Here is a 10967-nt window from a genome sequence, read left to right as displayed (position 1 = left end):
CATGCTGCTCGCCATCGATGTCGGAAACACGAACCTCGTTTTTGCCGTTTTCGACGGGGACGAGGTGCGTGCGCGCTGGCGCATCGCGACCGATCCGCGCCGGACGGGCGATGAATACGCCGTCTGGCTGCTGCAATTGCTGCAGATCGAGAATATTTCCCGCAGCGACATCACGCAGGTCATCTTCGGATCTGTCGTGCCGAGGGCGGATCATAACCTGACCGTCCTGATCGAGAAATATCTCGGCCTTACGCCGCTGGTGGCCGGGCAGGGCGCCGCGAAATGGGGGTTCGAGATCGACGTCGACCAGCCCAGTTCGCTCGGCGCGGACCGTGCGCTTAACTGCGTGGCCGCGCACGAACTGGTCGAAGGGGACAAGGTGGTCGTCGACTTCGGAACCGCGACGAAGTTCGAAGCGCTCGATTTCAACGGCACTTACAAGGGCGGCATCATCACGCCGGGGATCAATCTGTCGCTCGATGCGCTGGTGGGGAAGACGGCCAAGCTGCCCCGCATCGCAATCCGCGCTCCGGAAAGTCGCAGCGTGATCGGTCGTAACACCGAAGACCAGATGCTGATCGGCATTTTCTGGGGCTATGTCGCGATGATGGAAGGTCTGATCGAGAGAATGCGTACGCAAATCGGCAGGCCGGCAAAGGTTGTTGCGACCGGCGGCCTCGCAGTCCTGTTCGATGACCATACCGACATCTTCGATGTCGTGGATGCCGACCTGACGATACGCGGGCTCAAAATCCTCGCGGACAGGGCCGGCTCGTGAAAAAGGATTACACGCCCGAAAACGAACTGCTGTTCCTGGCCCTTGGAGGTTCCGGAGAGATCGGCATGAACGTCAACCTGTATGGCTGTGACGGCAAGTGGCTAATGGTCGATCTCGGCATGAGCTTCGGCGCAAACGAATATCCCGGCACGGAACTGCTGTTCGCCGATATCGAGTTCATTGAGGATCGCGCCGATGAGCTTCTGGGGATCGTGCTGACCCATGCTCACGAGGACCATATCGGGGCCATTCCCTATTTCGCAGCCGATCTGGGCGTCCCGCTATACGCAACGCCGTTCACCGCCGAACTGATCCGCCGCAAATTGCAGGAAGCAGGGCTGCTGGACGAAGTAGAGGTCCGCATCATAGAAGAAGATCACGGCCACATCGAATTGGGACCGTTCGAAGTCACCTATCTTCCGCTGGCGCATTCCATCGCCGAAGGAAACGCGCTGGCCATCGACACGCCTTATGGCCGGATCTTCCACACCGGCGACTGGAAGCTGGACGAAGACCCGATCATCGGCGAACCGACGACCGAGGAAGAACTGCGCGAAATGGGCGCCGAAGGCGTGCTTGCGCTGGTTTGCGATTCCACCAACGTGTTCAATCCGGAACCGAGCGGTTCGGAAGGTGCGGTCTACAAGGGCCTGATGGAAGAGGTGAAGAAGTGGAGCGGGCGCCGCGTGCTGGTGACCACTTTCGCCTCCAATGTCGCGCGGCTGCAGACGCTGGGTGAAGTGGCAAAGGCGACCGGGCGCGAACTGGTTGTCGCCGGGCGATCGCTCGACCGGATGATCGAAGTTGCACAGGATAACGGTTACCTGCAGAACTTCCCCAACACCGTCGACTGGGACACAGCCATGGGCCTGCCACGCGGCAAAGTCCTGATCATGGCGACCGGCGGACAGGGCGAACCGCGCGCTGCGCTGAGCCGCATTGCAGAGGACAACCACCCGCTGTCCTTGAGCGAAGGCGATGTCGTCCTGTTTTCCAGCCGCCAGATCCCCGGTAACGAAATCAGTATCGGCAAGGTGCAGAACCGCCTGTCCGAACGCGGCATCGTCATGGTCACCGACCGGCAGAGCATGATCCATGTCTCGGGCCATCCGGGCCGCCCCGAGCTCGAGGCCCTGTATGAATGGCTGGAACCGGAAATCCTCGTCCCTGTCCATGGCGAGATCCGCCACATGCAGGAACAGGCGAGGGTCGGACTGGCCGCCGGGATTCCCAGTGCCGTATTCCAGAAGAACGGTGACATCGTGCGGCTCGCTCCCGGGAAGCCCGGAAAGATCGCGGAGATAGAAGCCGGTCGCCTGGTCCTGGACGGCGACATTATTGTGCCTGCCAATGGCGAGAGCATCGTGATGCGGCGCAGGCTGGCGCACAATGGTGCCGTGATCGTCATCCTCGAACCGGATGGCGGGGTTACCGTGGAAAGCATCGGCCTTCCGCTGGATGAAGACCACGACGACTTCATCGCCGAAGCGAGGGCCGATGTAGCAAAGGCGATCGGGCGTACCGGCAAGGGACGGGGCAGGGGCCCACGACGGGGCGGAGGCTCGGCTGCCGGCGACAGGCTGGAAGCGGCCCGTCTCGCGGCAAGGCGGGCTGCCACGCGCTGGTCTGGCAAGAAACCGCAGGTCCGGGTCGTGGACCTGGCAGGCTGACCGGAATGCAGATCACCTCCATCCTTGCGATCTATTTCCTGTTCTGGGTGATGTGCGCCTTCGTCCTGCTACCTTTCGGCGTAAAAACAGCCGACGAGATGGGGGTGGAAAAAATTCCCGGGCAGGCTGACAGCGCGCCTGCCAATTTCCGGCCCGGCAGGATCGTGATCCGAGCCACGATCATGGCTGCTGTGCTGACCACGCTGTGGGTACTCAACTACGAATACCGCTGGATCGGCGTCGATGCGATCGACATCTTCGAGCGGCCTGGCCACCTCGTCACCGAGGATACCGCTAGCTGAGCCGAAGGGGCCCGCCGATCAATCGGAGCGAAGCCGTTCGATCGCCTGTGCGAGAGCGACATAGAGCTTGCCCATGTCGGAGCTGAGCAGGGTAACGCCCAGAGCGTTTCCGTCGCGGGTCGAAAGCATGGTGCGAAGCATCGCCTCGAAATCGTGGATATAGCGGCTGACGTGGTCCGCGAAGTCGGGGTCGGTGTCGTAAAGTTCCGCGACCTTGCGCGCTTCCGTGTTTCCGATCAGGCTGACGGCCCGGCGGGTAAAGATGCCCCTGTCGCCGCGCAGGTACGATGCCCATGCCGTATCGGTTACGTCGCTGGACAGCGACTTGGCAATGTCGATCGCGTTGGAGTTCAACGCTTCGGTAATCAGGGCCACACGGCGCGCGAAATCGTTGTCGACCTGCTCTTCCGCCCGTTCCCGCGCCAGGGCAACCCGGTTTTCCAGATTGCCTGCCAGTTCGTTGACGAGGGCAAGCTGGTCCCGCAATTGCATGGCTGCCTGCCTTGCAGCCTCCGCTGCCTTTGCTGCGGCGGCGTCGAGATCGGCGATGCTGCGCGATGATTGCTGCGTCAGCGCGGCGTCGATCGCCCCGGCTGTCTTTTCGCCGATGGTGTCCGCCAGAAGCCCGAGGCGTTTTTCCGTTTCCGTGTCGGTCAGCGACAGCGCCTCGCGCGCCTTGCGATCCAGATCGTCGATCGAAGCCCGCAGCGTTGTCGATGCCTTTTCGCCGACAGCATCCGTATCGTCCTCCAGTGCGGCGAGCGAGACACGAAGCGCTTCGACCTCGTTCGCAAACGTCTGGCGCAGGCCATCAAGACGGGAGCCCAGACCGTCGAGATTGGCATCGACCTTTTCGGTCTCTTCACGCGCAAGAATGACGTAGTCGGAGACCGAGCGCGAGCGGCTCCCCGTTTCGCCCAGCAGTGCCTGTAGTTCTTCTCCGGCCTCGCGGGCTGCAGTCAGGCGGGTTTCCGCTTCTTCGAGCGAGGAGGGCAAGGTTTCCCGGCTGTGATTGGCGCCGGCCTGGATGAGTTCGAGCAGTCGCACGCTCGCTTCGGTCAGTTCCTCGATGGCCGGTTGCAGGACTTCGCTATCTTCCCTCGCGCCTGCCATACGCGCCGCCATGGTCTCGCTCGACGCAGTCAGGCGTTGCTGGGCATTCTCGGCCCTGGCAGCCAGTTCCTCCGATTGACCGGCCAGTTCCGCCAGTTTCGCCAAGGTTGCCTCGGTACGTTCCTGGATGGTTTCGGCGTATTCCGCCTGCTGGTCCTTGCGATGGGCCAGACCGGCGTCGAAGGCGGCAAAGCGGTCTTCCAGTGCCGTAAGCGAAGCGGCCTCTGCACCTTCGATTTCTTCCCGGCGCGCGGACACACGCGATCCGAACGCGGCGTCCCGGTCCGCCATGGCGGCATCGACCCGCTCGGCCTCGGCGCGAAGTTCCGCCAGCTTGGCCTGCGCATTTTCGAGCGCCTGTCCATCCAACGCCTGGATTTCCTCCACCGCCTGTCCAAGGCGTTCGCGCAGGGCATCGACCTGGCGGGACCAGCTGTCTCCCGCCTGCTGCTCGGTGGCTCTAAGGCCGGCGGACAGCGAGGCGCTCTCATCGGAAAGTCCGGCGAGGCGCTCTTTCAGACTGTCGATAGCGGCGGTTTCGGCACGATCCAGTTCCGCGCTGCTGGCAGCCAGTTCCTCGCCGAGGCTGTCCATCCGGCGCCGCATGGCGGCCAGTCCGGCGACTTCTCGCGAGTCCAGTTCGCCCCGATATTCCTCGCTTGCCTGGCGCAGCGCGGCGAAGCGTTGTTCGGTCACATCGCCCATGTGCGCTGCCTGCGCTTCGAATGCGGCGAGGGCGGCATCGATCCGTTCGCTGAGCGAGGCGACCTGCTGCTCGCTCGCCTGCCCGAAGACATTGAGCCGTTCGAACCCGGTCACGAGCCTTTCCAGCTGTTCGCTGGCGCCTTCACCGGCGGCGCCGATCTGGTTCGAGGTGTCGCGGGCAGAGTTTGCGATAACGGGGAGTTCGTCGCGCAGCCGGTCCATATTGGCGAGCGCGTTTTCGCTGATGGTTCCGATCCGCTCGACCTGGTCATGGTTTTGACCGATCAGGGACTGGAGGCTTTCCGCGTGCTCCGTGATGCGCGTCCCGGCGACACGGCCAAGCGTTTCGAGCTCGCGTGTTTCGGAGGACAGGAATTCGCGTGCCAGGCTCAGCTCCCGGTTCACCGTGACGAGTCGTTCTTCCAGCAGGGCGGACTCGGCCGAGAGCGCGTGGGCGGCATCGGCAAAGCGCGATGCCTCGCGGCGGCTCGTCCGCATGGCGATAAGCCAGATTCCGATGACCAGCAGGACGGGCAGGGCCCAGTCCCCGGCCCAGCGTATCCAGTCTTGCGCAGACGCCCCGGCCAGCATTTCTTCGCGGTAGGTCCAGCCGAAAAACACGGTCCAGCACCCAATCGCGATCAGCGCGAGGGCAGGCCATATCCATTCGCTGCGAGTCGCGCGGCCCGCACCGGCCTCCTCCTCCCACAGCTCTTCCTCGGGCTCGTAGGAGTCTTCCGACTCCGCCGTGCCATATTCCTCGGTCGCGGCGTCGGCCGCGCGGTGCGCGTCGTCGCCCTCTGGCTCGGGCCCGATCGCCCGTATGGTGTGACCCCCAGTCATTCTTGGGCATTTACCATAAAGCGTCAGTCTTGAAACCCTGCCTTAACCATTGGATCGCTATTGACCGGGCCCATGGCGTTCGAACGTGCGAACTTTTCTGCGAACCTGGCGGCCGCTGCGGGCGAAGATGCCGCGCTGCATGCGGAACTGCGTGCGGCTTTTCGCGATAGTGTCGAACAGCAGGTGGACCTGCTCAAACGGGCACGATGTGACGGCAACTGGCTGGTCGCGGCGCAACGGATCAAGGGTCTCGCCGCGAGTTTCCATGCCGAGCCGCTGATGGTGCTGGCCGAGAACGCCATCGCCAGCGCACCGGGCGATCCGCTGATACTGCGCGAGCTCGACGGCTTTCTCGCAGACTTCGACCGTTGATCTCACTTCGCGTGCCGAGCCTGCTTGGCAGGAGGCCGCGCTACCCTTAATTGGCCGTCATGGTCCAGGGCAGCAGACTTATCGCCATGCTTGCATTGGCGGATTCGGGAGAGCGGCCTTGCGTCAATCGAGAGCGCTATGCCGGCACTACAGTCCTGCAAAGGCAAGTGGACATGGCAGTCGCCATGGGCTGCGATGCAATAATGCTTCTCGGCCGGAACCCTGCAGATGAAGACGTGCTGGCAGCGCAGCACCTGGCGGAAAGTGAAGGTCTGGCATTCCGGCTTGTTTCACGGCCCGGGGACATCGCAGCTTCCGTGCCAGAAGATGCGGAACTGATTGTCATAGCGCCGGGCGTCCTTGCCCGTAATTCGGCCGTTCTGGACGAGCTGAGCGCGCAAAAGGCTATTGCGACCTTGCCGGCCGATCATGCCTTCGCCGCCGGTCTGGAACGTCTCGATCTGCATGGCGCATGGGCGGGGATATTGCGCATGCGCGGTCGTCATGTGTCGCAGCTTGATATGCTGGGCCCTGACTTCGAACCGCTCAGCGCCTTGCCGCGCATCGCCCGATCGTCGGGTGTCGAGGAGCGCGCCGTACCGGTCCCTATGCTGGAAAATGGCGATTGGCGTTTGCCCGCAAATGACCGTCCGTTTTCGCTCCGAGCCCCTGAAGCACCGAGCGCGGTGACGAGTTTGACGCAGCGGTGTGCAGGCTATCTGGCCGCTCGCAACTTGCCGGGTGCGTATGCTTACGGCGTTCTTGTCCTGGCGCTAGTCGGGAGTGTCGGCCTGATCGGGCTGGGCAGACCCGCAATAGCTATCATCCTTGCAGTCGCGGCGATGGTGGCCGCCGATATCGGTCGACAGGTCCGCAAACTGGGCCAGCCTCTGCGCCTCTCGCGTCCCGAAACCGCTGACTGGAGCCGATTGCCTGAACCGGCCTGCGAGGTCGTTGCTGCCATCGCAGTCGGAACCGGGCTGGCTGGCGGGGAAAGCATTACGGCTGCGGCGTATTCTTCGGTCATCGCCCTGCTGCTGGTCTGGATCGGCAGGCCGATTGCTCCAAAGCGATTCCGGGCCTTCGTACAGCCACCGGTGATATGGACGCTCACTGCCATCCCGGGAGTTTTCGGTATCTGGTGGGGCGCCGTTTTCGTGCCGACCATGCTGGGCTTCGGCGCGCTGGCATTTCATTTCCGCGGCACGGGACGCATAACGCAGTCTTAACCATGTTGGGCTATGCGATCTGCCATGAGTGAGCAAAGTACGACCGACAGGGCCGATGAAGGGCAGCCCGCAATGTCCGTGCAGGATATCTTGCGGGCCGAACTGGCCTATGGCGACACCGTACTTGGCACGGTCGGTCCGATCCTCGGCCACCTGGTGATGAACCACGATCACTCGCTGTTTACCGATGCCATCGTCGCGCGCGTTCGCGGAATGCTGGTCGACGTGGCCCGGCAATTGCTGGAGCTCGAGGGCAAGCATTGCCCTGACCCGTCAGTACCGGACACAGACGAAGAAGAGGCAGGCGGGGCGGCCAAGGGGCAGGCCGATATCGCCGCCATGCGTACCGACGACCTCGTGCATGCAATCTCGGGCAGTTCCGAATTTCTGGAGCATTGCCATGCGCTGGCGATAGAGTTCCAGGTGGCAGAGCGCCTGAAGGCGCGCAATTCGCTCGATCCCGTGCTGACGCCCATGCTGCAGGCTTTCATCGCTGCGAAGGAGCAGGACGTCGCCAGCAAGGGTATGGCCGCCCTGACTGCGCAGGCCCGGTTCATGGAGCAGCAGCGGCGCATGGTCCTGCCGCTCGAGGAATTGCCGGGTTCGTTACTGAACCATGCGATCGCTTGCTGGCAGGGCGCGAACAGTGTGGACGATCCGCAAGCGGTCGCGTCCATCCTTGCGGACATGCGCAAGGCTTCGGTTCCGGACAATACGCGAACCGCTCTGTTTTCCTCCCTTCTGAGCGGAGCAGCAGCCGTTACCGAAAAGGCGCTTGCGTTACCGCATGCAGGGGTTTCGCTCTTCATTTCCGCTCTCGCGACGAGTTCCGGGATTCCTCGCGAGAAAGCTGCCCTGCTGACAAATGACCGCCAGATGGCGCGTCTCGCGCTTTCCCTGAAGGCCGCAGGGTTGCAGCCGCGCACGATCGAGGAACAGTTTCTCTACCTGCATCCGGAAATTGAACTGCCGGAAAACTTCGACAGGATGCGCGCGGGCGAAGCGCGCACGATCCTTGGCGAAAGTACGGCAATGGGCGCAAGCGGACGATGATTATTGCTTCCTCATCCACCGTCCATGGCCGAACGGATGCGCAGGACAGGCTTGTCTTCGCCGACGAGGTTCTGGCGTCGCTCCAGACACGGTGCGGAGGAGAATTGCCCGGCGCGGTCGCGGTGCCGGAATTGCGCGAGCTGATCTCGAAGACCAGGAGGTTCGGTGTCGCTCTCTCGCGCGATATTCGTGCGTTCGACGGTGAACGCACCATACGAACCTGGGCCGATGCGCGGCCCGACAGCAATGGCGAGGGATGTATCATCACCCTGGCCAACTGGCGTTCCGCGACCGGCGGCCTAGATGCCGCGTCCGAACAGCGTCGTCGCAACGCATCGGATCGCGCGACGGCCGATGCCATCGTCAGGCTCGATTCACGGCAATCCATCGTCCACGCGGTCGGCGAAGGGCAAGACGTCGAGCCCCTTGTCGAGCAAATGAACAAGGCAGCAGGACAGGACTGGAAGAAATTCGTCGACCTGCTCGATATTGATCACCACCAACCGGTTCACTGGCGCCTGCTGGACGGCGCAAAATGCCGTATCGAAAGCGAAGGCCGCAGCTTCTCGATCCGGCTATTGCCCTTGGGGCAGCGCGATCCGGGAAGCGAGGGCTTCGAACTCTTGCTGGTAGCCGACGATCCCTTGCCGACCAGGACGCGGGGGCCACAGCCGCTGGGCAACCACCCGTCGCCGGATGGTCTCGCAGGCGAGCTGGGTCCTGTATTGCGGCAACCAATCTCGCGCATCATCGCTAATGCCGAAACGATCAGGGCGCGCCTCGCGGGACCGTTGCCCGACGAATACAGCAATTACGCCGCCGATATCGCAACCGCAGGGCAGCATTTGTTAGCCTTGGTTGAAGATCTCGCTGACCTGGAAATCGTGGAATCCGATAATTTCACGACTGCACCCGATCCGATCGATCTCGTCGATGTCGCAAGGCAGGCGACCGGGATCCTCGGCGTTCGTGCGCGCGACAAGCAGATCACCCTGGTCGAGCCGGCGGAAGGCAGCAGGCAACCGGCTACGGGCGAGTTCCGGCGGGTCCTGCAGATATTGCTGAACCTGATCGGGAACGCGATCAACTATGCACCGCCGGGCACGAAGGTCACTATCGAGACCCGCGAGATCTCGGGTAAGCCGACGATTTCGATCATCGACCAGGGGCCGGGAATGTCGGCCGAAGACGCCGCACGCGCGTTCAACAAGTTCGAGCGTCTGGGGCGAAGCGGCGATGGCGGCTCTGGCCTGGGCTTGCATATATCGCGCCGCCTCGCGCGGGCGATGGGCGGCGACATCGTGATTGAAAGCGAGGAAGGGAAGGGCGCGCGCTTTACGCTTTTCCTGACACCACAGGACTGACGATCAGCGTCCCGTCTTGCGCAGATAGGTCAGTAGGGCGATACCGATCAGCCCGGCAACCCCGCCGATGGCGAGAAAGCGACGGTCGCCGGCAATGAAGCTGGTGCCGGGGTCCCCGATGATGCCTGCGCCCTGCAGGACCCACCAGACCCCGGTCAGCAACAGCGTGACACCGGCAACCTGCAACAGGAAGCGCGGTGCACGCATTACCTTGTACCGCTCAGCGTTCGCTTACGGGAACGTAGTCGCGCTGCGTCGGGCCCGTGTAGAGCTGACGCGGACGGCCGATGACCTGGCCGGGATCGGAGATCATCTCGTTCCACTGCGCGACCCAGCCAACCGTGCGGGCAAGCGCGAAGAGAGCGGTGAACATGGTGGTCGGGAAGCCGATCGCCGACAGGATGACACCCGAATAGAAGTCGACATTCGGGAACAGCTTCTTCTCTTTGAAATAGTCGTCGTTGAGCGCCATTTCCTCGAGCTGGAGAGCCGTTTCGAAGACCGGATCGGTGACCTGCAGGGCCTCGAACACTTCGCGCACGGTCTTCTGCATGACCGTCGCACGCGGATCGTAGTTCTTGTAGACGCGGTGTCCGAAACCCATCAGGCGGAACGGGTCGTTCTTGTCCTTCGCGCGTTCGATATAGTGCGGGATCTGGTCCGGCGTACCGATTTCGCGCAGCATGTTGAGCGCAGCTTCGTTGGCGCCGCCATGGGCAGGGCCCCACAGGCAGGCAATGCCGGCAGCGATACACGCAAACGGGTTTGCGCCCGAAGAACCGGCAAGGCGAACGGTCGAGGTCGACGCGTTCTGCTCGTGGTCCGCGTGGAGGATGAAGATACGGTCCATCGCGCGCTCGATCGCGGGATGCACTTCGTATTCCTCAGCCGGGACGCCGAACGTCATGCGCAGGAAATTGCCGGTATAGCTGAGCGAATTGTCCGGCTGCATCATCGGCTGACCGACAGAGTACTTGTAGGCCGCAGCTGCAATTGTCGGCATCTTGGCGATCAGGCGATGGCTGCTGATCTTGCGGTGCTCGGGGTCGGAAATATCGGTGCTGTCGTGATAGAACGCAGACAGGGCGCCGACCACGCCGCACATGATGGCCATCGGATGCGCATCGCGGCGGAAGCCTTGGTAGAACTGGCGCAGCTGGTCATGCAGCATCGTGTGGCGGGTGATGGTGTAGGTGAAATCGTCCAGCTCTTCCTGCGACGGAAGCTCGCCGTTCAGGAGCAGGTGGCTGACTTCCATAAAGCTGGAATGCTCTGCCAGTTGGCCGATGGGATAGCCGCGGTGCAGGAGCACGCCTTCATTACCGTCGATGAAGGTCAGGGCGCTTTCGCAGCTCGCGGTCGACTTGTAGCCCGGGTCGAACGTGAATGCGCCGGTCTGGCCATAGAGCTTGCGAATATCGACCACGTCGGGTCCGCAGCTGCCCTCGAGCACCGGAAATTCGTATGCATTGCCGCCGAGTTCCATTTTTGCCGTGTTATCAGCCACCAGCGTTTCTCCTTCAAATACAATCAATAGC

The 10967-nt window shown here is 62.7% G+C and carries 10 protein-coding genes; 7 read left to right on the top strand and 3 right to left on the bottom strand.

From position 1 onward, the window contains the following. The first annotated feature begins 1 nt into the window (after position 1). From PF049_09510 to PF049_09500, 3 genes are read left to right on the top strand one after another with little or no spacing between them, the layout of a single operon-like run. Positions 2-778, top strand: a complete 777-nt coding sequence (locus tag PF049_09510; protein WBY15835.1) for a type III pantothenate kinase — start codon at positions 2-4, stop codon at positions 776-778. After that, positions 775-2448 (top strand): ribonuclease J, encoded by a 1674-nt coding sequence (locus tag PF049_09505; GenBank protein WBY15834.1) that lies wholly within the window; start codon positions 775-777, stop codon positions 2446-2448. The genes PF049_09510 and PF049_09505 overlap by 4 nt, the downstream gene beginning before the upstream one ends. Positions 2449-2453: 5 nt before the next feature. Next, positions 2454-2750, top strand: a complete 297-nt coding sequence (locus PF049_09500) for a DUF1467 family protein (protein ID WBY15833.1) — start codon at positions 2454-2456, stop codon at positions 2748-2750. Positions 2751-2768: 18 nt separating this feature from the next. On the opposite strand, the gene PF049_09495 is transcribed toward PF049_09500, so the two are convergent. Then, on the bottom strand, positions 2769-5411 hold the full coding sequence (locus tag PF049_09495) for an ATPase (protein WBY15832.1): 2643 nt from the start codon (positions 5409-5411) through the stop codon (positions 2769-2771). A gap of 72 nt (positions 5412-5483) precedes the next feature. Between PF049_09495 and PF049_09490 the strand changes: the two genes are divergently transcribed. From PF049_09490 to PF049_09475, 4 genes are all read left to right on the top strand, one after another. Beyond that, positions 5484-5783 (top strand): Hpt domain-containing protein, encoded by a 300-nt coding sequence (locus PF049_09490; protein WBY15831.1) that lies wholly within the window; start codon positions 5484-5486, stop codon positions 5781-5783. A 173-nt stretch (positions 5784-5956) separates the two neighbouring features. After that, positions 5957-7012: a hypothetical protein gene (locus PF049_09485; GenBank protein WBY15830.1), complete on the top strand. Its 1056-nt coding sequence runs from the start codon at positions 5957-5959 to the stop codon at positions 7010-7012. 24 nt (positions 7013-7036) lie between these two features. After that, positions 7037-8065 carry a hypothetical protein gene (locus PF049_09480; protein ID WBY15829.1) on the top strand — a complete coding sequence of 343 codons (1029 nt, stop codon included), beginning with the start codon at positions 7037-7039 and terminating at the stop codon, positions 8063-8065. Then, the gene (locus PF049_09475; GenBank protein WBY15828.1) at positions 8062-9429 is read left to right on the top strand and encodes a HAMP domain-containing sensor histidine kinase; all 1368 of its coding nucleotides are present in this window, start codon (positions 8062-8064) and stop codon (positions 9427-9429) included. The genes PF049_09480 and PF049_09475 overlap by 4 nt, the downstream gene beginning before the upstream one ends. Positions 9430-9432: 3 nt before the next feature. On the opposite strand, the gene PF049_09470 is transcribed toward PF049_09475, so the two are convergent. Both PF049_09470 and PF049_09465 read right to left on the bottom strand, forming a co-directional pair. After that, the gene (locus tag PF049_09470) at positions 9433-9636 is read right to left on the bottom strand and encodes a hypothetical protein (protein ID WBY15827.1); all 204 of its coding nucleotides are present in this window, start codon (positions 9634-9636) and stop codon (positions 9433-9435) included. A 13-nt stretch (positions 9637-9649) separates the two neighbouring features. After that, entirely contained in the window at positions 9650-10936 is a 1287-nt protein-coding gene (locus PF049_09465) for a citrate synthase (GenBank protein ID WBY15826.1), read from the bottom strand. Positions 10937-10967 lie beyond the last annotated feature (31 nt).

This window comes from Erythrobacteraceae bacterium WH01K (genome assembly GCA_027941995.1).
Classification (GTDB): domain Bacteria; phylum Pseudomonadota; class Alphaproteobacteria; order Sphingomonadales; family Sphingomonadaceae; genus CAJXSN01.
Note: the sequence above shows the minus strand (reverse complement) of the source record. Positions and strands in the feature narration are given on the sequence as shown.

What these genes read in the sequence shown, in the direction of transcription:
- PF049_09510 (WBY15835.1), top strand. Translation starts at nt 2, where the DNA reads ATGCTGCTCGCCATCGATGTCGGAAACACGAACCTCGTTTTTGCCGTT.
- PF049_09500 (WBY15833.1), top strand. Translation starts at nt 2,454, where the DNA reads ATGCAGATCACCTCCATCCTTGCGATCTATTTCCTGTTCTGGGTGATG.
- PF049_09495 (WBY15832.1), bottom strand. Translation starts at nt 5,411, where the DNA reads ATGACTGGGGGTCACACCATACGGGCGATCGGGCCCGAGCCAGAGGGC.
- PF049_09490 (WBY15831.1), top strand. Translation starts at nt 5,484, where the DNA reads ATGGCGTTCGAACGTGCGAACTTTTCTGCGAACCTGGCGGCCGCTGCG.
- PF049_09485 (WBY15830.1), top strand. Translation starts at nt 5,957, where the DNA reads ATGGCAGTCGCCATGGGCTGCGATGCAATAATGCTTCTCGGCCGGAAC.
- PF049_09480 (WBY15829.1), top strand. Translation starts at nt 7,037, where the DNA reads ATGAGTGAGCAAAGTACGACCGACAGGGCCGATGAAGGGCAGCCCGCA.
- PF049_09475 (WBY15828.1), top strand. Translation starts at nt 8,062, where the DNA reads ATGATTATTGCTTCCTCATCCACCGTCCATGGCCGAACGGATGCGCAG.
- PF049_09470 (WBY15827.1), bottom strand. Translation starts at nt 9,636, where the DNA reads ATGCGTGCACCGCGCTTCCTGTTGCAGGTTGCCGGTGTCACGCTGTTG.